The following is a 23,042-nucleotide window of genomic DNA, read 5'->3' on the forward strand; positions in this document are numbered from 1 at the left end:
AAACCCTCAGTTTATGTTTGCTTTGACTAATATTTCATCAAATTTATCATTGGTTATTTCAAAACCTTTTTCACGTTCTTCTTTAACTAGTTTAACAATTTCTAGTAATTTCTGTTCATCTACTTTAATGTTTAATGAATCTAACTTTTCTTCTATTGCAGCTTTTCCTGAATGTTTTCCCAGCACTATTTGTCTTTTTGTTCCTATCATTTCTGGTAAGAATGGTTCGTATGTAAATGGGTCTTTTACTATTGCATCTACATGTATTCCTGATTCATGTCTGAATACATTGTTTCCTACAATAGCTTTGCTGTCGGGTACTGGTATTTTACTATATTTTGATACAATTTTTGATAGTTCGGATATTACTTGTGTGTTAAATCCTAAATCTTTGTTGTATAATAATTTTAGGGACATTATTAACTCTTCTAATGATGCATTTCCTGCCCTTTCACCTATACCATTAACAGTTGTTGATACTGATGACGCTCCTTCCAATAATCCGGCTATTGAATTGCTTACGGCAAATCCGAAGTCATTATGGCAATGTAATGCTATTTCAACATCTAATTCTTTTCTAATGTTTCTAACCATGTATTGCATTGCATATGGATTTATTGAACCAGTCGTGTCAGCTATATGTATTCTATCTGCTTTATGTTCCTGTGCTAACTTGTATATTTCTATTAGTTTAGGTAATTCTGTTCTCGTAGCATCTTCTGCAGAAAATGCTACAAACAATCCATGGTCTTTACCATAATCTACAGCATTCATACATATTTCATTAATTTCTTCTCGTGGTTTGTTCATTTTGACTTTTAAATGCAAATCAGATAATCCCATGAATGTGATAATTCCATCTACATCCGCATCTAATGCAGCATCAATGTCTGCCTGTTTTGTTCTTGTTAAACAAATGATGTTTGCATTAAGTCCTTCGTTTGCTATTGTTTTCACGGATTTTCTTTCATTTTCTGATACTATAGGAAATCCTGCTTCGATTTGTGGTATGCCTAATTCATCTAATTTATGAGCTATTTCTAACTTTTCATCTAATGAAAAACAAACTCCTGGTGTTTGTTCTCCGTCTCTAAGTGTTGTATCGTATATATTAATTTTTTCTGGTAGATTGTATTCTACTTCATTGTTATATATACTTACGAATCTATCATTAATTTTAATTTCCCCCTAATGTATGTTACATACTATAATCAGAAATAGTAAAAACAATCTTATATGAATATAAATTATATTTATTTTTTTAGTTAATATTATTTTCTTCTAATAACTCTAGGTAAGATGCTTTTTCAAAACCATCTGTAATACCTAACTTCTCGAAAATACTGAATATTTCATCCTGTATTCTATCAATATCATCATCTTCATTTGTAACATATTCTATTTCCATGAAATATCCTAATTCATTTAGTTTATCTACGGTAATAGTATAATCTTCATAAGTAAATATGCGTCGCATCTTATTTACAATGGCAGAAGGTCTGTACCCAATATTAACCAGGATTTCTATTAAATTTTCAGTATTGTCTACTGTAACTTCAATCTCCTCACGGGTTTTTGTTTCAGTATCTAATTTAGGACCTTTATATGTAAGAATCCTTTTTATATCATCTTCTCCATCAGGAATTTCACGAATACGTAACGCTTCATCACTTTTTTTAAAATCTCTCGTTTCTCCATTAAAATAAATGTCATGTTGCTTTTCACTATGGGAATATATGCCTCCAATTTCTTTAATCCTTTCATATGCTACAATATTGTCTTCAATTTTTGCTTTAATCTCTACTTCTATCATAATTTTGTCCACATTTTTTTGTCAATATATTATATTAGGAAAAATATTCATATAAAATGATGTAGTCAGAATGTGTGGTGATGAATTTTCAGTTACTTTTTAGCAAAAAAGTAATACTTTTTTTAATTCTTTTTAAAATGTTAATTTTTACTAGTTTTATTCGCCTCTTGGGGCGTGTTTTTAAAAATAAGTGATAATAAAGTTTTTATAGTAAAAAGGAGGGATATTATATTATGAAACAAGAAAATAACTCTCTTATTACGAATTATATTGGTCATCAACTTAAATTTGACGGTTTTTTTAGTGAACCATTGGTTGATGTTGTTAGAAAAGATAATGCTGATGGTGGATGTGTGAATTTATTATCTTTTGATTGTAAAGATTTAATTGTAGATTATTTGGATGATTATTTTGATGATGATCTTCCAGTTACTTTTGTTGATGGTTATGTGAAATCTAAGCTATCTTAGATTACTAATGATTTGAAAGTTTTTGAAACTAAAGGTGGTGTTGTTTTTACTCAATTTAGGAGTTATTGTCCTCATTGTGGTTCTAAACATGTTGTTGAAGATGGTTATTATCCTAAAAAGCTTGTTTTGAATGTTTTTGGTAATGTTGGTGCTCGTATTAAACGTTATGAATGTCGTAATTGTGGTAAAGGTTTTTCTGCAGATATTAGTAGTGTAGTTGATAGTAAATTCAGTGTTTTCAGGCGTATTATGAAGATAATATAGAATTACTATGCTATTTGTGGTACTCCAGTTCGTAGAATACATGAAATCATGAAAAGAATTCATAATGTATATTTATCTTACCAGGAAGTACAGGACATTATATTTGATTATAGTATTAAATATGAGTCTAATACAGAAAATTATTCTGGATATTATGTATTTGGTAGTTTATGGGTTAAAATAGATGAAATTAGTGATAATTATGTTTATTTCTTTGTATTATTTGATGTACATCATAAAACACTTGTGGATTATAAAATAGTTAAAGAAGAAAACAGTACTGAAGTTTATAATTTCTTACGGAATGCTACACTTAATCAACCACGTAAAGCAATTACAACTGACTTACATATTGCTTATAGAAAACCAATACAAGATTTAGGATTCAAACACCAATTCTGTGAATTCTATGCAAAACAAAACATCAATAAATACTTATACAATCATGTAAAAGAGAACAATATCGCAAAAGAGACTCATAAGGAATATATAAAAAAATATTTGGAAGAAGTTTATCAAATTTACGAAGTAGAAAATAGATTTGAAGTATTAGATATATTGGATAATATTTTTTAGTAGGCGTGAAGAGTTTCCTGATGTTATTAATGAGATTGTTGATAAAAAGATTCGTCCTTATTCTCGTTATTTAACTATGTTTCTTGAATAAGGTTTTATTGAACGTACTAGTAATTGGATTGAGCGTATTTTTGGTGATTTTGCACTGAAATCTTTAAAAAATAAATTTAAAACATTACGTGGATTTTTATCTAGACTAAATTTGAAGCTTGAAAGATGGGATTCTCGAAATGCAATTTTATGATGGAAAAGGTAATTTCACCACACATCTTGACAACACCTATAAAATATAGGTATATTTATAAAGTAAAAAGTTACATATATAAATACATAATATGTTATTTAGTATTTTTTAAATAAATTACATAATGTATTAAACATAATGTAAATAGCGGTTGACTGATTTCTTAAACTCCCATACGGATTTTATCAAAGAAATTAATTATTTTTTAGTTTTTTATTACTTTTAACTAACAATAATTCTCAACCAAATATTTAATTTATGCATAATTTTTTATCATTAATGGAGGAAAAATAATGGCAGATGTAGAAATCAAAGTTGAAAACATCGTAGCATCAGCAACATTGTTTGATTCAAAAGAAAGAAAACTAGAATTACCTAAAGTTGCACCAGCTTTAGAAAATGTTGAATACAACCTAGAACAATTTCCAGGTTTAGTATTTAAACTTAAAGAACCTAAAACTGCTGCTTTAATCTTTGGATCAGGTAAGTTAGTTTGTACTGGAGCAAAATGTATTGAAGATTCTTTAAAAGCAATCAAAATGACTGTTGATAGAATCAGAGAATTAGATCCAGAAATTCCTGAAGAATACGATATTAAAATTCAAAACATCGTAGCATCAGCTAATTTAGGAAAAGTATTAAACTTAGAAGCAGTAGCTTTAGATTTAGAAAACACTGAATACGAACCTGAACAATTCCCTGGTTTAGTATACAGATTATCTGACCCTAAAGTAGTATTACTCTTATTTGGATCTGGTAAAGTAGTATGTACAGGAGCAAAAACTGCTGATCAAGCATTATTAGGTGTTCAAAAAACTAAAGAACGCTTAACTGAATTATACTTGATAGAAGACTGAATATTTTATCAATTCAATGCTAAAATAAGATAATTTATTTATTCTCCAAATAACCACCACATAAACACCCAAATCCTTTAATAAATACAAGAAAAAAATCTTGAAAATTTATTAAAAATAATCGGTGATCTTTTGATTAAATTGGTAGTATTTGATCTAGACAATGTCTTAATAGACACAGAAACAATAGATGAAATAGCAAAAATAAAAGGTATTGAAAAAGAAATTGGTGACATTACACTACAAGCAATGCAAGGAAAAATTCCTTTTGAAGAGTCAATAAGACAACGAGTAAAAAAATTAGAGGGCATCACAACGGCCGAAATCGATGAAGTAATGCAAAACATATCCTTAAACCCGGGAGCTGAAGAAACAACAGCAGAATTAAAAAAACAAGGATATAAAATTGCAATAATCACAGGAAGTTTTGATGTTATAACCTACAAAATAAAAGAAAAAATAAATGCAGACTACGCATTTTGTAATGTTTTAGAAGTAGAAAATGGAAAACTTACTGGAGAAGTATCTGGACCACTAATAACTCAAGACAAAGTTGATGTCCTAAGGCAACTAGTTGACGAAATCGGAATCACACTAGAAGAGTGTGTAGCTATTGGTGATGGGGCAAATGACCTTGAAATGATAAAAAATGCTAAAATAGGAATAGCATATAATGCAAAACCAATTTTAAAAGAACACGCCGATTATGAAATAAATGAAAAAGACCTAAGGAAGGTACTTGATATCATGGCAGATGAAGAAATAAACACTAAAGAAGTAGTAGAAGAAACCCAAGAAGAAACAATAGAAAATACCACTACTGAAGAAGAAACTGTAGTTGAAGAAACTGCTGAAGAAGCTGTAGAAGAAACCGAAGAAGTTGCTGAAGAAGCAGAAGAAGCAGAAGAAGAACCAGCTGAAGAAGAAGCAGAAGAAGAACCAGCTGAAGCTGAAGAAGAAGCAGAAGCAGAAGAAGAACCAGCTGAAGCTGAAGAAGCTCCTGAAGAAGAAGCAGAAGAAGCAGAAGAAGAACCTGCAATCGACTACTCAAAACTAAACTTCCAACAATTATTACAAGTAAAAAGAACTTTAGAAGCAGAACTCACAGAACTCAAAAATGTAAGAGATCAAATGAACGAAGAAACTAAAGTCTACCGTAAAGAACGTGACGAATTAAACCAAGAACTCAAAGACACACTTAAAGTAGCTTTAGAAAAAAGAAACGAAAGAGACGAAATCAACAAACAAGTTCACGAAAACAAAGAACTAAGAAACGAATGCAACGAAGAACTTAAAAAAGTTGAATGGAACTCCGGCAAAAAAGAAATCTCAAACATACAAGCAGAAATCAACAAAATCGATAAAACAATACAAACAAAAGTATTAGACATCAGAAAAGAAAACGAGCTTGTAAAAAGAGTATCTGACTTAACAAAACAACTCAAGAAAATCCAAAGTGATGAAGAAGAAGAAAAAACTGCAGACGCATTAAAAGAAAAATCAGAAAAATACCACCAAAAAGTAGTTGAATTATCTGACAAAGCACAAGCAGTACACGAAGAAATGATCGAATACTTCAACCAAATTGATGGTATCAGAGAAAAAGCTGATAGTAAACACCAAGACTTCATCAACTCAAGAAATGCAGCAACAGCAAAACACGAAGAAGTAAAAGCTAAACTTTCAGAAATCAGAAAAGTAAACAAATTCATGGACCAAGCAAAAGCTAAACCAAGAACCAGAAAATCTGATGATAAAAACGACAATGATAAGAAAGAAAAAGAATTAGCTGAAGAAATCTTCCAAAAATTCAAAGATGGTAAAAAATTAACCACAGAAGAATTCTTATTATTACAAAAATACAACATAATGTAATATTGTTTCTTTACTTCTTTAAGTATAAGTTAAATATGGTATTAAGGGTTTATCAATCAATGATTGATAAAATACCGTATATTTTTTTAAACCCTAAATAACTATTTTTTAAAAATTTAAATAAAACTATTTTTCAAAAAAAAAGATTAATAAAAATGGAATATAGTTAACTATTATCAATAGAGGATATTCCACCATGTTTTTGAATTTTAATTATATTACTTGATAATGCTTCCATTTCATCATCATGTGTAACCACTATCATTTGCGGTACAAAATTAATTTTACTAATAATATCGATTAAACTTGAACGTCTTTCTTCGTCTAAATGAATTGTAGGTTCATCCAGTATTAGCAGATCCGTTTTATTTTCTGATAGAACCTTTGAGATACCTAATCTTAATGCTAGTGCTATAACAATTTTTTCTCCACCACTAAACATGTCCTTACTGAGTTCTTCATTTTTGTTGTGTAATGTTATATTATAATCATTGTCTAAGGATAGGCTAGTGTAGTCAAAGTCGAATTCATTGAATATGTCTGATGTTTCTTTTTCAATTAGTGGTCTTACATTTTCTCTTAAATCTTTTTGTACTCCATCTTTACTGTAAATGTCACGTAGTTTGTTCAACATTTTTATATAATCTTTTAAATGTTCTTGTTCTTCTTCAATTTTTTCTAATTCTTCTAGTTCCTTGTTTTTGTTTGTAATTGTTTCTTTGTCTTTTTTGATTTCTGTTTCTAATTCTGTTATATTTTTATTGTTTTCATCTAATTTTTCTTTGTCCAGTATATATGCTTTATTTATTTCATCATAGTTTTCACTATCATAATTTAATTCTGCAATATCCCTTTCTATTTTATTAATATTTTCAGTATAACCTGTTATTTCATCAGTCATATTTTTAATATTATTTGATATGTCTTCCTTATTAGTTACTTTACCTTTAAGTTCATTCAAGAAATCATTTTGCTTTCGCAAACGTTTAATCTGAATCTCTAAATTATCCTTCACAGCATATTTGTTAATAATATCATGACATTTAGCTTTTAAAATTGAACCAATTTCATTTAAACTATCAACATTCTTTTTTAACTCATCAAGATCAGCTAATTCAGATAATCTTTTAACAGCAAATTTATATGCATCCGAATCCTCTTTAAGATCATTTAACTTATTTTCTTTTTCCTCTATATTCTCATCCATTTTAATTAATAATTCATCATCCTCGAATTCTTCAGGAATTTTAGTTTTTAACTCTTTAATTTCTTTAATTAAACTTAGAAAATTATCATTTTTTTCTTTCAATAATTCAATGTTAATATCATTAATTTGCTTCTGATAATTCTGTTTTTCAAGTAAAATACGTTCTTGATTTTTGTTAGAATTAACTAAAGATTCAATTTCTAATTCCAACTCATTAATATCCTGTTTGTATTTTGTGGACAATTCTTCATGTTTTTCATGACTAATCTCAGATTGACAAATTGGACAAGTATCCTGTGTATTCTCTAAATCTTTCAATGATTTTCTAGTATTTTCTAACGTGTTCCTATTAACACTAATCTTGTTACTGTTTTCATTAATCTTATTGGTTAAATCATCAATAAACTTTTCAGTTTTTGTTTTTTCATCAATAGTTTTCTTTTCAATATCTTCTGGGCCTTTAAAATATTCTCCCAATATTTTAGTAGCCTGTTCTGATGCTTTCTGTAGTTCTGTTTTTAAATTGTCCCGGTAATTTTCTTTTTCCTTTATTTCTGTTTTAATGGAGTTAATTGAAAGATATTTATCATTAAGTTCTTTTCGTTCTTTTCGTAACTGATCTATTTCTTCTTTTAAACTGCTTGATGTATAATATGCTTCTTTCTTATTTTCTCTTATAACTTTGTTTTTTTCAATCTCATCAATTTCTTTTGTTAGATTTCTTATTTTTTCATTATTCACATCCAAATCATTTTTTGTATCTTTTAATTCTTCTAAATGTTCTAATGGTTTAACTTCTTTTTCTATTTCAATTATCCTAATTTCATTTTCTTCTATTTCTTTTAATTTAGATTCATTCTTTTCTTTTTCTAATGTTCTATCTTTGAAAAGATTCTTCTGTATTTTTAATGATTCCATGTAGTTTTCAAATTTTGTTTTATCTAATTCAATCTTATTTTTTTCATTTTCCAAAGCAAGCACAGTTTTCTTTAACTCTTCAGTTTCAGGCTTAAGAGTTCCTAATTTTTCATCATTTTGAGTTATACTCTCTTCTATTAATTTAATATCTTCTTCTATACCTTCCTTTCTAGAAAGATTATCATTGTTACTGTTAAGTTTATTTTCATAAACTCGGATTAATTCCTTTATTTCTTCCCATGCTCTTTCGAAAGATTCAATGTTTAATAGTTTGGAGATTAATTCCTTTTTTTCAGATGCCTTTTTTTCTATTAAATCAGTAATGTCACCCTGTCTTATATAAACTGCATTAAGGAATGATTTTGAATCTAGCCCTAGAAGATTTTCAATTTCAAGAGTAACATTTTTATCTCCATTACATTGCATTACATAATGGTCGTTTTCTTTTATTTTAAGTTCCGCAATATTTTTACTTTTCGTTTTTCCTCTTTTTAGAAGATAATTCCTGGAGTTATGAGTAAATTCTATGGTAACCTGCATTTTTTTAATAATATCGTTTTCTTCAACAGGTTTTCTTATTAATGTATCTATTGTACCATCAAAATCTTTGAAAAGAGAGTAACTTATTGCTTCAAGTATACTGGATTTTCCTGCACCATTACTACCTAGTATTAATGAGATATTTTCATTAAAGTCAATTTTTGTATTTTTATGTGACTTGAAATTTTCTAGTGTTAAACTATTTATTATCATTTTCTTCTCCCTTATAATAGAATTTTTCATAGAATGTGTCTGATATTTCTTTTGCTTCTTCCAGATCCCTTTTAGCTAATGAATTGTACAAATCAACACCTAATGATTCGAATTGTTCATCTATATCAGTTTTGATTCTGTTTATTAAAGCCTTTTTAGGTGATAATAAATCATTAATTTCTTTATGATCATCAATAATTATTGTTGGTTCATAGCTTAGACGAACACTAAGAGAGATATCACCTAATTTATCATATATCTTACCTGAAACTTCAGACCTTTCAAAATCTCCCTCTTTAATATTTAATATTAAAACAGGCTTTTTATCTGTGTTTACCAGTATTTCATTATTTATTTTATCGGCTATTTCATCTAATCTAATATCAAGTTCTGAATACTTAATGTCACATACAATGAACTTTCTTTCTAAATCTATGTTAACATACTCTGCTTCAACACTATCATCAACAGATAATAAAACATAACCTTTACCCTTATTTTCATACTCTGAAATTTCACCCTTATTTTTTATTTCAGTTGATCCAGGGTAACATAACAATCCATTCTTAAATTTGTCCATTTTTCTTTCATGTATGTGTCCTAATGCATAATAATCAAAACCTTCAGGTATAGTATCATTCTCAAATTCACATTCAAATCCAAATAATTTACTTACGCCCCCATGTAACATTAAAATACTATGTTTATGCGCTCTTGTTTCAAGAACTAATTCATCCAACATGTCTTTTACTTGTGCTTCATGTACCTTTTGAAGGTAAGGAAGACCTGTTAGGTAAATGTCTTCCTTTAATATATGATGATTATTTTTTGTACTGATAATATGGAAATTATCATTTTCAAATAATTCTTGAGGTAATGAAGTCTTTCTTCTTTGTAAAATGTCATGATTTCCAGCAATAACATATACTTCAATATTATTTTCCATTAACTTATTAAAACATTCCTGTGCAACAAGTAATGCTTTAATTGGTGGTTTAGGTTGTTCAAACAAGTCACCACAGTGTATAACATAATCAACATCTTTTTCTATTATGTCATCAACCACATTCTTGAATGCATCATAGAAGTCATCTTCACGTTCTTGTATACCATACTGTCTGTAACCTAAGTGGGTATCCGCCAGGTGTGCTATTTTTACTGTCATTTTCATATACCTAATTCATCTATAAATTGCTTACTTTCTTCTTTTTTTGCTTCTTTCTCATTTTTAGCTTTTTGCCATAAACTTATTATATCCAAGTCATTTCCCACACTTCTTCCTTGGAATTCATCTATTTTTACCATGGTAGGAACTCTTGTCATTTGTCCCAGGACTATTGCTTCTCCAACATTTAATGAAGGTAACTTTTTAAGTAATTCTTCACTTAAACTTTCACTACTCTTCTGTACGTGTGCCTGATCACTAGGTTCTACTAATCTTAATATGATCAGATTGTTAAGTTGCGATAGTGCTTCACTGTCTAATGATTTTGGGCTTTGACTTACTAAACATAATCCTACACCAAATTTACGTCCTTCACGTGCAATTCTGCCTATGATGTTTTTGGATTGAGTGTTCCTTTTTTGTGAAGCAAGAATATGTGCCTCTTCTATTATGCTGAACACTGGGTATTCTAATGTTTTTCCTTTTCCCGTGGTCATAGCATTTTTTCTTCTGTTTAATATTTCAGTTAACACGTGTTTTACAAGTATGTCTGATGCTTTTTCATCTAATGAACTTAATCCGATAATATTTACTTTACCCGGTTCAATTATTGACACAATATCTGAAACATCTGTTGAGTCAAGTATGCTCCTATATTTTCGTATCATATCTTCTAGTTTGAAAGCTACTTGGTTCACAGCATCTATGTGACTGTTATTTTTTCTTTCAGCATTTTCAAGTTCATTTGCTTTTTCATGTGCAAAGTTTATCATGTCCTCAATAAACACGGTCTTGGTTCCATCGGTACTTTTTTCTTTTGCAATATCATATGCATCTCTTAAATATTTTTCCTGATTGGTTGCACTGTCTGTAATATTGCATAATCTTTTATATTCTAGTATGCTAAGGTCTCTTGGATTTATTTTAGCAGGAATACTTTTCTTTTCACCATTTTTAAAAGTGGTTTTTCCGTATTCTGAGTGCATATCTAGCACGAGGATAGTTCCTCCTAGTGCTAATAGTTCATCTATTATAACAGAGGTTGCATTTGATTTACCTGCTCCGGTCATTGCCAGTATTCCAAGGTGTCGTGAAACCATCTTATTTACATCTAATTTAACCTTAACTTCCGGTTGTGAAAGAACACCACCAATTGTTATTCCTTGTTGGCTACTGAATAGTTTTTCAAGCTGTTCTATTGTTGCTTTTTTTACTGGTGTTCCTATTGGTGCTGGTGTTCTTGGTATTTCTAATGTTTCCAGATCTCCAAGTATTGTTATTTCTCCCCGGATGTACTGGTCACTTTGTCCTTCAATGTCTATTATTCTTCCTATGGAATCTTCATCTAACAAGTCATCACTAAGTGTAAAGCTTCCTCTGAGGAGTGTGTCAATAATTCCCATTATTGTTCTTCCATCATGTTCGATGTATACATATTCGTTTACTGTGGGGGTTTTCTTGGATATGAATGATAATGAGTTTGGTGAAGTTTCCCCATAACATCTTCCTATTATGTCAGTCATTTTATCACCTTCTTAATTTAATACGGATCTGTTTTCTCTATTTTCTAAACTGATTCTTTTTGTCATACGTTTCATATATTTTGAGCTAATTTTTACCTCATCATGTGCTTTTTTAAGAATATGAGGATATCCGTTTATGCTCACACTTTCTAAATCAGTTAATATTTTCACTATTTCTTTTTCATCTTCTATTTTCCATGGAATTTCAATTTTTAATGCTTGTGATTTATTATTTAATTTTGTGAAAAATACTTTGTATGGTGTTTCACTTAATTCTAAGTTTAGGATAGGGAAGTCCACCTGTGTTTTTGAATTTTCTACGTATCTGATTGGTCTCATGGAGTTATATGGGATAATTTTTGAATAACCTGATTTATCACATGCATAGTCTATAACTGCAATATCGGGGATGTTTTCCTTGAAAACATTTTTTGTTGAACTGGTTTTAGATATACAGATAAGCTTTTTTTTATAATTTTTTAACAAATAATTTATACAGAATAACTGTTCATATCCGATTAGGCACAATATTATGTCCATTTCAACATCTTTATATTTAATATCCCATCCATTTTCGGATATTTGTTTAGTGATGATGGTTTTAATTAATTCTTTTTTATTTTCTGTTATTATGTCTAATGTGATTTCATCTTCATCAAAATCTGGTCTGATATACTCAAAACTAATTAACTCCAATATTTTTGTTAGTCTACTGTCAATTTCTGGTTGTCTGTAATTTGTTAATGTTCCACTTATTGTACCATCCAGTAACATATAATCTATGTCAGGATGTTTTTTCAGTGTATCAATAGTACTTTTTAATTCAAATATGCTCATCTTTAATGAGAGTAGTTTGTTAATTTGTCTGTCATAAATTGTTGATATGGTACTTATATCAACACCCGGTGATTCTTTCATAATATCCTGGTTACTTTTGGATATTATTGTCTGGCTAGTAATTGCATAAACATATCCTGCCATGAATTTAACCTTATTAAAACTACCATCTATTGCTGCAAAGTTCTTATCTTGTTCATTTTTATTAAAATCACATGTATTGTAATTGTTTTTCACATTTTCGTAATCTATGTTCTTGGTAATATTATTGAAAAATTTGCTTATTTCATCCTTTTTTTCAATAGTTTTCATATATAATGCGTCTAACATGATTTTATTGAACCTCTTATTTTTTAGAAATAGTTAGTTATTAATAGGTTTTTAAGTAATAATATATAATTCTTATTTTTTGAAAAAGGTTGATAAATATAACACGCCATAAGTACTTTAAACATCTCCTGAGCTTTTTCAATGCTTTTTTGTAACAGGTTATTTTAATAAATTATTTTTAAGAGAAAAATGATATATTATTATAAGAATCACTAAGGTGTAATAATTGCAAATAATTACTAATGATGAAAACAAAATTATAATGTTCATAAAAAATAATCTGGAAAAATATCCGGAAAAAGTATCTTATGACATCGTAAGAGAAGTGTTAGACTATTCTGAGACAAAAATGGTGGACTTATTGTCATCACTTCAAGAAAAAAATATTCTTGAATTTGATTCCTCAACAAAAGACATTACATATACCAATTTAGACGTGGATGTAAAAGTTGTAGAAACAAAATCAGAACTAAAAGAATTAATGTTAAACCAGACAGAAGAGGATGCGTATTCCATCATAACAGATGTAATAAGTAAATATGATAATTATGCTCCACGATATATTTTAGAAGGTGCATTAATGTATGGTGAATTAGAGTTAACACCAAAAAGAACATATAATATTATAGTATCATTAGAAAATAAACAACTTCTGAAACGTGTAGAAAAAGTTGATGGAGAATATTACACAATATAACATATTTTTTGATAAAATCATAATCATAAAATAATAAAAAAATGCTGGGGGAACAAAAATACATGATATTAATAGTAGGCGGAGCAGGATACATAGGCTCACATACAAACAAAGCATTAACAGAATCCGGATATGAAACAATAGTTCTGGACAACTTAAGTTATGGACATAAAGAAGCAGTAAAATGGGGAAAATTCGAACAATGCGATCTAAAAGACATAGATGCATTAGACAAAGTATTCACGAAATACGATATAACAGCAGTAATGCACTTCTCATCCTTCATAGAAGTCGGAGAATCAGTAGAAAACCCTGAAAAATATTATACAAACAATGTAGTAAACACAATGAATCTCCTAAAAGTAATGTTAAAACACAATGTAAAAAAATTCATATTCTCATCAACATGTGCAACATACGGAGTACCACAAAAAATACCATTAGTAGAAGACCATCCACAAAACCCAATAAACCCATACGGAAGAACCAAGCTAATGGTAGAACAAATACTAAAAGACTATGATAAAGCATACGGACTAAAATCAGTAATACTCAGATACTTCAACGCATCCGGAGCAGACAAATCCGGAGAAATAGGAGAAGCACATAACCCAGAATCACACCTCATACCATTAATCCTAGACGCAGCAATAGGAAAACGAGAAGACATAAAAATATTCGGAACAGACTATGAAACAGAAGATGGAACATGCATAAGAGACTATATACACGTAACAGACCTAGCAGATGCACATATACTAGCACTAAAATACCTTGATGAAGGAAACGATAGTAACGAATTCAACCTAGGAAATGGTAAAGGATTCTCAGTAAGAGAAGTAATAGAATCAGTGAAAAAAGTAACAGGCCGAGACTTCAAAGTAGTGGAAACAAGCAGAAGACCAGGAGATCCAGCAATACTCATAGGAAGCAGTCAAAAAGCCAAAGAAATATTAAAATGGGACCCACAATATGTGGAAATAGATAAAATAGTAGATTCCGCATGGAACTGGCATAAAAAATTAAATAAGGAATACCTATGAACAACTCAGTATGTGCAGTAGTAGTAACCTTTAACAGAAAAGAATTATTAACAAAGTGCATATCATCATTACTAGACCAAACACTAAAACTACAAACAATAATCATAGTCGATAACAATTCAACAGACAAAACAGAAGAGTTACTACTACAAGAAGGATATATAAAATCTCTTCCAGACACAAAACAAAAATCAGTACAAGAAAAAACCATACAAGAAGTAAAACTAAGATACATCCGCCTACCAGAAAATATGGGGGGAGCAGGCGGATTCTATGAAGGAGTAAAAACAGCATACGAAGACAACTATGATTGGATATGGATAATGGACGACGACGCATTTCCAACAAAAACATGCCTAGAAAACCTTAAACCATACTATAACCTAGAAGACACAGTAGCACTAGCAAGTCTAAAAGTAGACCTAAAAAATAATATACTATACCATCATAGAGGATACTTTAACTTCACCCATGGACTACCCATACAAGAACACATAACACAAGAGGACACCCAAACAGAAACAACAGATATAGACATGGCATCATTCGTAGGACTACTAATAAAAAAAGAAGCAATAACAAACATTGGATATCCCAAAAAAGAATTTTTCATCCACGCAGACGATCTAGAATACTGCATCCGACTAAGAAGTCAGGGAAAAATCAAACTCATAAACAAAAGCATAATAAAACACGCCGAAGGAAGCGTACAAGGAACTTTCAAAAAAACAGTTCTAGGAATAACAGTAGATAGAAGACCATACAAAAAGTTATGGATAAACTATTATATGCAAAGAAACCTTATATGGCTTGGAAGAAAATACTCACAAAACAAATTATCATTATACACAACAATCATCAAAAACTATCTTATGACACTAATAGGAATAATTCTATTTGATGACCATAAAATAAAAAGAATAAAATTTTACACAAATGCATACACAGACGGATTAAAATCAAATTTTAACAACAAAAAACCAAAACAAATATTATATGGGGAGGACTGAAGATGGGAGTAAAATTTAAAGACATTACTACTGCAGAACCAATAGAAATGAACGATTTAAAAGGAAAAATACTAACAGTAGATGCATCAAATTTAATCTATAAATTCTTATCAACAATGAGACAAGCAGATGGAACACCACTCAAAGACTCTAACGGAAACATAACATCTCATCTTAGCGGAATATTCTTCCAAACAGCAACATTAATCTCAAAACAAGTAAAACCAGTATACGTATTTGACGGAAAATCACCACAACTAAAAAGTAAGACAGTACAGGAAAGAATAGAAGTTAAAAAAGAATCAGAGAAAAAATACTTAGAAGCAAAAGAATCAGGTGACATGGAAACAGCAAGAAAATACGCATCACGGACAGTACATTTAGACAAAGAAATCATAGAATCATCAAAGAAACTACTGGAACTAATGGGTTTACCATATGTCCAAGCAAAAACGGAAGGTGAAGCACAAGCATCATATATGGTAGCACAGAAAGATGCATGGGCAGTAGTATCACAGGACTATGATTGTCTACAATTTGGTGCAACAAGAATGCTACGAAACTTCAGATTATCTCAATCATCAAAAAACATGGAAATAATATCCCTACAAAAAACATTAGACGACCTTAAATTAACAAGAGAACAGATGGTGGACCTTGCAATGCTCGTTGGAACAGACTTTAACGAGGGAGTCTATGGAATAGGTGCAAAAAAAGGACTAAAACTTATGCAAAAATATGGAACACTTGAAACAGCATTGGAAAAACTTGATAAAACTATAGAAGTAGATCCTGATGAAATACGTGAAATATTTTTAAACCCTGATGTCATCACAGATTATAAGATAACATTTAAAACTCCTAAAAAAGAAAAATTAATAGATTTCCTATGTGGAGATCATGATTTTAATGAAGAAAGAACTCTTGCATCAATAGATAAATTAAAAAAAGAAACAGCACAAACTAGTTTAAACCAATGGTTCTAAACTAGTTAAAATACTATTTTTTTATGTTCCTACATCCCAACTGTTCATGTACTGTTTTTGTTCGTCGGATAGTTGGTCTATTTCTATTCCCATTGTTTGTAGTTTGAGTTTTGCTACTTCTGTATCTACTTCATCTCTTGTTTTGTATACTCCTGGTTTCATGTCTTCGTTAAGTATTCTTTTAGCGGATAATGCTTGCATTGCGAAGCTTAGGTCCATTATTTCTGCTGGGTGTCCTTGTCCGTGTTCTCCTGCTAGGTTTACTAGTCTTCCTCCTGCTAGGAGGTATATGTTTCTTCCGTCTTTTAGTGTGTAGCAGTCTATGTCTGGTTTTATTGTTTCCTGTTTTTCGGTTTTTGCCAGTAGGTCTGGTTCGTTGATTTCTACGTTGAAGTGTCCTGCGTTTGATAGTATGCAGCCGTCTTTCACGTGGTCGAAGTCATCTCCGGATATGATGTCTCGGTTTCCTGTTGCTGTGATTACTATGTCTGCTTCTTCTAGTGCTTGTTGTACTGTCATTACTCTGTATCCGTCCATTCTTGCTTCCAGTGCTCGTATTGGGTCGACTTCTGTTACGATTACGTTTGCTCCGAGTCCTTTTCCTCTCATGGCTATTCCTCTTCCACACCATCCGTATCCGCATACTACTACTGTTTGTCCTGCGATTACGCTGTTGGTTGTTCCCATGATTGAGTCGAATGTGGATTGTCCTGTTCCGTATCTGTTGTCGAATAGGTATTTCATGTATGAGTCGTTAACTGCCATTACTGGTATTTTTAGTGCGTTGTCTTGGTGCATTGCTTTGAGTCTGTGTATTCCTGTGGTGGTTTCTTCACATCCTCCTCGTAGTTTTTCTAGTAGTTCTGGTCTTTCTTTATGTATTAAAAATATTAGGTCTGCTCCATCGTCTATTACTATGTCTGGTTCGTAGTCTAGTACTTTGTTTAGGTGTTCATAGTATTCTTCGTTGGTTTGTCCTGTCCATCCGTACATGTTTAGTCCTAGTTTTGCTCCTGCTGCTGTTGCGTCGTCTTGTGTGGATAATGGGTTACATCCTGTCATTACGACTTCTGCTCCTCCTGCTTGTAGTGTTAGTCCTAGGTTTATTGTTTTTGGTTCTAGGTGTAAGCATGATCCTATTGTGATTCCTTCGAATGGTTTGGTTTCTTCGAATTCTTTTTTTATTGTTTCTAGTACGGGCATGTGTCTTTGTACCCATTTAATTTTTTTCTCTCCTTGTGGTGCTAGGTTAATATCTTTAATATCATATGCCATAAGTTAAACCTCTAATATTTTTTTTTTATTAATATTATTTATTTTATTAGTATCCTTTAATAATCATTGTGTTAAATATTGTTTAATTTTTTTCAGTATTTGGTTTTAAAATATTTTCTTATTCATGATAATAGTTTCCTATGGAAAGTATAAATATTTTTTAAAACAAAAATAATAACAACAAAAGGTGATAAATTGGCAAAAAATAGAAAAACCCAACTCGGATTTGGAGCAATGAGACTACCCCAAACAGATAAAAACAATCCCACAACAATAAACATGGACGAATTCACACAAATGATAGATTACTATATGAATCAAGGATTCAACTACTTTGATACATCATACGCATATCACAACGAAAAATCAGAAAACGCAATAAAAGAAGCATTAGTAAAAAGATACCCAAGAGAATCATACCAAATAGCAGATAAAATACCAACATGGTTACTACAAAAAGAAGAAGACAACCAAAGACTAGTGAACATAATGCTAAAAAGACTAGGAATAGAATACTTTGACGTATTATTAATACACAATATCAACAAATCATTTATAAAAATAGCAGAAAAAGCAAAAACATTCCAATACTTAACAAAAGCAAAAGAAAAAGGAATAGCAAAAAAAATAGGTTTTAGTTATCATGATAAAGCAGATCTATTAGAAGAAATACTAGAAAAATATCATGAAAATATAGACATAGTACAATTACAATTAAACTATCTTGACTGGGAAGACCAAAGAGTTCAATCAAAAAAATGTCATGAAATATGTGTAAAATATGGGATTGATATAACAGTAATGGAACCAGTAAAAGGAGGAACATTAGTAAACATACCCGAAAAAATAAAAAAACAATTTAATTCAAATAATAAAAACTTAGCCGGAGAAGCATTAAAATCTGCAGCATCGCAAGACAATGTAATAACAGTACTTAGTGGAATGAGTAACCTACAACAAATGAAAGAAAACTGCGAAGCATTAAAAAATTTCACAACACTAAATGAAAAAGATACATTATTCTTAAATCACATGGCAAATGAAATAAGAAAATCAGTTGCAATACCTTGTAGTTACTGCAATTATTGTGTAAAAGAATGTCCACAAAACATACCTATCCCAGAATATTTTAATTTGTATAATACAGAAAAAATGTATCATCTAAATGCAAACTTAGCATTATATGGTACAACTGCCAGTAGCCATGCCCCTGCTTCAAATTGCATAGAATGTGGCAATTGTAATAAATACTGCACTCAACAATTAAACATTCCTGAATTACTTAAAAAAGTTGTGGAAATGTTCGAATAATATTAAAAAAAGATAAATATTGTAGAATAAATATTCTACACCTTATTTATTAGTTTAGGGGTTAAATACTATTATTAGCTTAGTTGTATGAAACTAATTCATTTTCTTTTGTTGGCTTCACTTTTTTCATTGCAGTTTCAAATTCAGACATGTATACTTCTTCAGATTCAAGATCTTCTCTTAAAGTTAACATAACTGCTTCTCTGCAAACTGCCTCAATATCTGCTCCAACGAAACCTTCTGTTTTTTCTGCTAATACTTCAAGGTCTACATCACTGGCAAGTGGCATGTCTTTGGTATGTACTTTGAATATTGCTTCTCTTGATTTTTTATCTGGTAATCCTACTTCAACGTGTCTATCAAATCGTCCTGGTCTAAGTAATGCTGGATCTATTATGTCTTTACGGTTGGTTGCTGCAATTACTGAAATGTCATGTAATTCTTCCATTCCATCCATTTCTGTAAGTAATTGGTTTACAACTCTTTGTGTTACTCCACTATCACTACTTTCTCCTCTGGTAGATGCAATTGAATCTATTTCATCAAAGAATATTACTGTTGGTGCGGTTTGTCTTGCTTTTCTGAACACTTCTCTTATTCCTTTTTCAGAGTCTCCTACCCATTTGGATAATAATTCTGGACCTTTTACGGATATGAAGTTTGCATCACTTTCGTTTGCAACAGCTTTTGCAAGTAATGTTTTACCTGTTCCAGGTATTCCTGTGAGTATAACTCCTTTTGGTGGGTTTATGCCGAATTTTCTGAATTTTTCAGGATTTTTAAGTGGCCATTCTACTGCTTCTTTAAGTTCTTGTTTTGCTTCTTCTAATCCTCCAACATCATCCCATTTAATGTCTGGTATTTGTACTAATACTTCTCTTAATGCTGATGGTTGTATTTCTTTTAATGCATCTTTGAAGTCTTTTTTGTTAAGTACCATTTTTTCTAGTACTTCTTGTGGTACTTCTTTGTCTGTTTGTACTTCTGGTAGTACTCTTCTTAGTACTCTCATTGCTGCTTCTTTACATAATGCTTCTAGGTCTGCACCTACAAATCCGTGTGTGACTTCTGTTAATTCGTCAAGGTCTACGTCTTCTGCTAGTGGCATGTTTCTTGTATGTACTTCGAGTATTTCTTTTCTTTCGTCTTTGTCTGGTACGCCTATTTCTATTTCACGGTCGAATCTTCCAGGTCTTCTTAGTGCTTCGTCTATTGCATCTGGTCTGTTTGTTGCTCCTATTACAACTACTTCTCCTCTGCTTTTAAGGCCATCCATTAATGTTAGTAATTGTGCTACTATTCTTCTTTCTACGTCTCCTGATACTTCTGCTCTTTTTGGTGCTATTGCATCTAATTCATCAATAAATATTATTGATGGGCTGTTGTCTTCTGCTTCTTCGAATATTTCTCGTAGTTGTTCTTCGGATCCTCCAACATATTTGCTCATGATTTCTGGTCCGTTGATTACTATGAAGTGTGCGTTTGTTTCGTTTGCAACGGCTTTTGCAAGTAATGTTTTTCCTGTTCCTGGTGGTCCGTGTAATAGTACTCCTTTTGGTGCTGCTATTCCTAGTTGTTTGAATAGTTCTGGTCTTTTTAATGGTATTTCTACCATTTCTCTTATTTTTTTGACTTCGTTTTGTAGTCCACCGATGTCTTCGTAGGAGACGTCTATGAGGTTTTCTACTCCTTCAAATTTGTTTGGATCTACTGGTTTTGTTTCCATTTCTATTTGGGTGTCTTCTGTTATTTTGACTGGTCCTAGTGGTTTGGTGTTTACTACTGCTAGTTTTATTTCTCCGATTGATGTCATGTTGGACATCATTTGGTTTATGAAGTCATCGAACATCATGCTGGTTTTTGGTTGTTGTCTTCTTACTCCGGTTATTATTATGTCGCCTTTGTTTACGATTCTGTTTAGGAATACTCCGTTTAGGTTTCCTTGTATTGCTATTTCTTGGTCTACTGGTGCTAGTTTTACTTTTTTTGCTTCTTTGATTTGTGCTGCTCTTATTGTTACTTCTTCTCCTATGGATGTTCCTGCGTTTTTTCTTAGGTAGCTGTCTATTCTGAGTATTCCTAGGCTTGCGTCTGCTTTGGATGCTACTACTGTGGCTGTTGTTAGTTTGTTTCCTTCTATTTCGATTACGTCGCCGTCATGTAGGTTTAGTTTTTCCATGCATTTTGGATCTATTCTTGCTACTGATCGTCCTATGTCTGATTGGGAGAATGCTTCGGCTACTTTTAGTTTTAGTTCATTTTCCATTTTTTTTTCCTCCTCTTCTTTTTTTTATTAATTAATTTGGTTAGATTGATTTTTTTTTATTTACTTTTTGTAATATTAATTATATTTATTTTAGTATATAAAGGTTATTAAAATATTGTATAAAAAATATCTTTTAATAACCTTTTGTAATTATAATTATTATATTCATAGTATTTATACTTTTCGGTTGATCTTAATAAATCACTAAAAAAAATTATAAAAAAAAATAATGAAACAGGTAAACTAAAAATAAAAATAAAACAAATTATCGGATAGTAGCACCAATACCTCTCAAATATTCCTCAACATACTTATTGTCACCTTTATTAAATGTTGAATAATGAAAAGTATAACTGACATAGCCTTCTTTAATCTGTTCTCCAGTATAAACATCTATAAGTTCAACATCAATCACAGGTTCAATATTTTCAAACATTTTAATTAAAAATTCTTGACTAGAGTCTCTAGGAAACAATGCAGATACATCATAATATTCTAATTTAAAATTATTTCTCTTCCAATCATATAATTCACTTTCGGATAAAATATTCACATTTGAAATATTAAGTCTTACCATTTTGTTATCATTTGTTTTTAAGAAAACCTTATCATGGGTAACCCGTTTAACAATACCTACATGCACATTTTTTGAATATTGATGTTCTAATCCAATTTCTTTCCCTATAGATTCTTTTAAAACATTTAAATCATGGGTAAGTATACTTATGGCCTTATCTGAACGACCAAGTGCTTCTTCATATTCATCTAAATATTTTGCAGAATCACCCATATTTTTCACAAATTCCTCTTCTTTGTCATTTTCAATAAGGTTAGCTAAGTATATGCTTTCCTCGATTAATTGTTTTCTTGAAATAGTTGTTTCCTTATTGGATTTTTGAATAGAATAATAAAGGTATGGGTTTTGTGAAACAATACGACTAATCATATCTAACATTAAACTGTACACTGGACTTGCGAATTCTCTTGATTTTTTAACACTAATGTTTAATTTCCTTATTGTTGAAGCAATGCTGATATATGAAAAATGGGTTAATCCTTGTACTACGCTCATGGTTTTATCATGTTCTTCAGGTGTCGTGATTACTATTTTCACATTATTTTCTTGTAAAAAGTTTTCTATTATTGAAAACCATGTTTTTGATTGATTTTCTAATGGAGTTAATATTACGACTTGTCCTTCCAGTGAGGGTACTCTTGGTCCGAACATAGGATGGCAGGGCAGTACTTCCACATTTTTTGGAGCATATTCAACTAGGGCTTTTGAGGGTTCAGTTTTCACACTGGTAATATCCATCAGTACTGATCCTTCCGGTGCATGTGGTGCTACTTCTTTGATTGTTTTTACCATATGTTCTATGGGCACACTAAAAATGATAATATCTGCATTTTTTACTGATTCTATGTTGTTATCAGTATAGTTTACATTTAATTTATTTGCTACTTTTTCTCCGGAGGATTTGTTACGGCTTGTGATAGTTATGTTGAGGTCTTCTTTTTTTAGTTGTTCGGCTATCCATTTACCTAAACCTCTTGTACCTCCAATTATTGTTATGTTTTTTCTTTTTTCACAAGCCATAGTATACCTCCTTTTAGTTAATTTT

At 30.6% G+C, this 23,042-nt stretch carries 19 protein-coding genes; 10 read left to right on the forward strand and 9 right to left on the reverse strand.

Going from position 1 to position 23,042, the window contains the following annotated elements:
• Window positions 1–6: 6 nt before the first annotated feature.
• Together PXD04_RS21130 and cyaB are read right to left on the reverse strand one after the other, a co-directional pair.
• On the reverse strand, window positions 7–1,176 hold the full coding sequence (locus PXD04_RS21130) for a homocitrate synthase family protein (RefSeq protein WP_323737495.1): 1,170 nt from the start codon (window positions 1,174–1,176) through the stop codon (window positions 7–9).
• Between the two features lie 85 nt (window positions 1,177–1,261).
• Window positions 1,262–1,813 (reverse strand): class IV adenylate cyclase, encoded by a 552-nt coding sequence (gene cyaB / locus PXD04_RS21135; protein WP_323736783.1) that lies wholly within the window; start codon window positions 1,811–1,813, stop codon window positions 1,262–1,264.
• 233 nt (window positions 1,814–2,046) lie between these two features.
• On the opposite strand from cyaB, the gene PXD04_RS21140 reads away from it, so the two are divergent.
• From PXD04_RS21140 to serB, 5 genes are all read left to right on the forward strand, one after another.
• Window positions 2,047–2,283, forward strand: a complete 237-nt coding sequence (locus tag PXD04_RS21140; RefSeq protein ID WP_323736784.1) for a hypothetical protein — start codon at window positions 2,047–2,049, stop codon at window positions 2,281–2,283.
• Window positions 2,284–2,295: 12 nt separating this feature from the next.
• Window positions 2,296–2,547 carry a hypothetical protein gene (locus PXD04_RS21145; RefSeq protein WP_323736785.1) on the forward strand — a complete coding sequence of 84 codons (252 nt, stop codon included), beginning with the start codon at window positions 2,296–2,298 and terminating at the stop codon, window positions 2,545–2,547.
• A gap of 48 nt (window positions 2,548–2,595) precedes the next feature.
• Window positions 2,596–3,123 (forward strand): hypothetical protein, encoded by a 528-nt coding sequence (locus PXD04_RS21150; protein WP_323736786.1) that lies wholly within the window; start codon window positions 2,596–2,598, stop codon window positions 3,121–3,123.
• Between the two features lie 537 nt (window positions 3,124–3,660).
• Entirely contained in the window at window positions 3,661–4,224 is a 564-nt protein-coding gene (locus PXD04_RS21155) for a TATA-box-binding protein (protein ID WP_323736787.1), read from the forward strand.
• A gap of 141 nt (window positions 4,225–4,365) precedes the next feature.
• A complete protein-coding gene (gene serB, locus PXD04_RS21160) occupies window positions 4,366–6,099 on the forward strand; it encodes a phosphoserine phosphatase SerB (RefSeq protein ID WP_323736788.1) in 1,734 nt (577 codons plus the stop codon).
• 166 nt (window positions 6,100–6,265) lie between these two features.
• Here serB and PXD04_RS21165 read toward each other — a convergent pair whose 3' ends face one another.
• The 4 genes from PXD04_RS21165 to PXD04_RS21180 are packed head-to-tail and all read right to left on the reverse strand — an operon-like array spanning window position 6,266 to window position 12,832.
• Window positions 6,266–8,977, reverse strand: coding sequence for an SMC family ATPase (locus tag PXD04_RS21165; RefSeq protein WP_323736789.1), 2,712 nt, complete (start codon window positions 8,975–8,977; stop codon window positions 6,266–6,268).
• A complete protein-coding gene (locus PXD04_RS21170) occupies window positions 8,964–10,148 on the reverse strand; it encodes a DNA repair exonuclease (protein WP_323736790.1) in 1,185 nt (394 codons plus the stop codon). The genes PXD04_RS21165 and PXD04_RS21170 overlap by 14 nt, the downstream gene beginning before the upstream one ends.
• The gene (locus PXD04_RS21175; RefSeq protein ID WP_323736791.1) at window positions 10,145–11,665 is read right to left on the reverse strand and encodes an ATP-binding protein; all 1,521 of its coding nucleotides are present in this window, start codon (window positions 11,663–11,665) and stop codon (window positions 10,145–10,147) included. Before PXD04_RS21175 ends, PXD04_RS21170 begins: the two co-directional genes overlap by 4 nt.
• A gap of 12 nt (window positions 11,666–11,677) precedes the next feature.
• Window positions 11,678–12,832 carry a DNA double-strand break repair nuclease NurA gene (locus tag PXD04_RS21180; RefSeq protein WP_323736792.1) on the reverse strand — a complete coding sequence of 385 codons (1,155 nt, stop codon included), beginning with the start codon at window positions 12,830–12,832 and terminating at the stop codon, window positions 11,678–11,680.
• Window positions 12,833–13,058: 226 nt separating this feature from the next.
• On the opposite strand from PXD04_RS21180, the gene PXD04_RS21185 reads away from it, so the two are divergent.
• From PXD04_RS21185 to fen, 4 genes are all read left to right on the forward strand, one after another.
• A complete protein-coding gene (locus PXD04_RS21185; RefSeq protein ID WP_323736793.1) occupies window positions 13,059–13,529 on the forward strand; it encodes a hypothetical protein in 471 nt (156 codons plus the stop codon).
• Window positions 13,530–13,591: 62 nt separating this feature from the next.
• Window positions 13,592–14,572 (forward strand): UDP-glucose 4-epimerase GalE, encoded by a 981-nt coding sequence (galE, locus tag PXD04_RS21190; RefSeq protein ID WP_323736794.1) that lies wholly within the window; start codon window positions 13,592–13,594, stop codon window positions 14,570–14,572.
• The gene (locus PXD04_RS21195; RefSeq protein ID WP_323736795.1) at window positions 14,569–15,582 is read left to right on the forward strand and encodes a glycosyltransferase family 2 protein; all 1,014 of its coding nucleotides are present in this window, start codon (window positions 14,569–14,571) and stop codon (window positions 15,580–15,582) included. Before galE ends, PXD04_RS21195 begins: the two co-directional genes overlap by 4 nt.
• A 2-nt stretch (window positions 15,583–15,584) precedes the next feature.
• Window positions 15,585–16,568 carry a flap endonuclease-1 gene (gene fen / locus PXD04_RS21200; protein ID WP_323736796.1) on the forward strand — a complete coding sequence of 328 codons (984 nt, stop codon included), beginning with the start codon at window positions 15,585–15,587 and terminating at the stop codon, window positions 16,566–16,568.
• A gap of 21 nt (window positions 16,569–16,589) precedes the next feature.
• Here fen and PXD04_RS21205 read toward each other — a convergent pair whose 3' ends face one another.
• Window positions 16,590–17,843, reverse strand: coding sequence for an adenosylhomocysteinase (locus PXD04_RS21205; RefSeq protein WP_323736797.1), 1,254 nt, complete (start codon window positions 17,841–17,843; stop codon window positions 16,590–16,592).
• A 195-nt stretch (window positions 17,844–18,038) separates the two neighbouring features.
• On the opposite strand from PXD04_RS21205, the gene PXD04_RS21210 reads away from it, so the two are divergent.
• Window positions 18,039–19,154 carry an aldo/keto reductase gene (locus tag PXD04_RS21210; protein WP_323736798.1) on the forward strand — a complete coding sequence of 372 codons (1,116 nt, stop codon included), beginning with the start codon at window positions 18,039–18,041 and terminating at the stop codon, window positions 19,152–19,154.
• 79 nt (window positions 19,155–19,233) lie between these two features.
• Here the strand turns inward: PXD04_RS21210 and PXD04_RS21215 are convergent, their stop codons facing one another.
• Both PXD04_RS21215 and PXD04_RS21220 read right to left on the reverse strand, forming a co-directional pair.
• Window positions 19,234–21,420: a CDC48 family AAA ATPase gene (locus tag PXD04_RS21215; protein WP_323736799.1), complete on the reverse strand. Its 2,187-nt coding sequence runs from the start codon at window positions 21,418–21,420 to the stop codon at window positions 19,234–19,236.
• A 265-nt stretch (window positions 21,421–21,685) separates the two neighbouring features.
• Window positions 21,686–23,017: a prephenate dehydrogenase gene (locus PXD04_RS21220; protein ID WP_323736800.1), complete on the reverse strand. Its 1,332-nt coding sequence runs from the start codon at window positions 23,015–23,017 to the stop codon at window positions 21,686–21,688.
• Between the last annotated feature and the right edge of the window lie 25 nt (window positions 23,018–23,042).

The organism is Methanosphaera sp. ISO3-F5, assembly GCF_034480035.2.
Taxonomy (GTDB): domain Archaea; phylum Methanobacteriota; class Methanobacteria; order Methanobacteriales; family Methanobacteriaceae; genus Methanosphaera.

Coding starts and splice junctions, on each gene's coding strand:
- PXD04_RS21195 (WP_323736795.1), top strand. CDS start 14,569: ATGAACAACTCAGTATGTGCAGTAGTAGTAACCTTTAACAGAAAAGAA.
- fen (WP_323736796.1), top strand. CDS start 15,585: ATGGGAGTAAAATTTAAAGACATTACTACTGCAGAACCAATAGAAATG.
- PXD04_RS21150 (WP_323736786.1), top strand. CDS start 2,596: ATGAAAAGAATTCATAATGTATATTTATCTTACCAGGAAGTACAGGAC.
- PXD04_RS21170 (WP_323736790.1), bottom strand. CDS start 10,148: ATGAAAATGACAGTAAAAATAGCACACCTGGCGGATACCCACTTAGGT.
- PXD04_RS21155 (WP_323736787.1), top strand. CDS start 3,661: ATGGCAGATGTAGAAATCAAAGTTGAAAACATCGTAGCATCAGCAACA.
- PXD04_RS21140 (WP_323736784.1), top strand. CDS start 2,047: ATGAAACAAGAAAATAACTCTCTTATTACGAATTATATTGGTCATCAA.
- PXD04_RS21175 (WP_323736791.1), bottom strand. CDS start 11,665: ATGACTGACATAATAGGAAGATGTTATGGGGAAACTTCACCAAACTCA.
- PXD04_RS21205 (WP_323736797.1), bottom strand. CDS start 17,843: ATGGCATATGATATTAAAGATATTAACCTAGCACCACAAGGAGAGAAA.
- PXD04_RS21215 (WP_323736799.1), bottom strand. CDS start 21,420: ATGGAAAATGAACTAAAACTAAAAGTAGCCGAAGCATTCTCCCAATCA.
- PXD04_RS21165 (WP_323736789.1), bottom strand. CDS start 8,977: ATGATAATAAATAGTTTAACACTAGAAAATTTCAAGTCACATAAAAAT.
- cyaB (WP_323736783.1), bottom strand. CDS start 1,813: ATGATAGAAGTAGAGATTAAAGCAAAAATTGAAGACAATATTGTAGCA.
- galE (WP_323736794.1), top strand. CDS start 13,592: ATGATATTAATAGTAGGCGGAGCAGGATACATAGGCTCACATACAAAC.
- PXD04_RS21180 (WP_323736792.1), bottom strand. CDS start 12,832: ATGTTAGACGCATTATATATGAAAACTATTGAAAAAAAGGATGAAATA.
- PXD04_RS21220 (WP_323736800.1), bottom strand. CDS start 23,017: ATGGCTTGTGAAAAAAGAAAAAACATAACAATAATTGGAGGTACAAGA.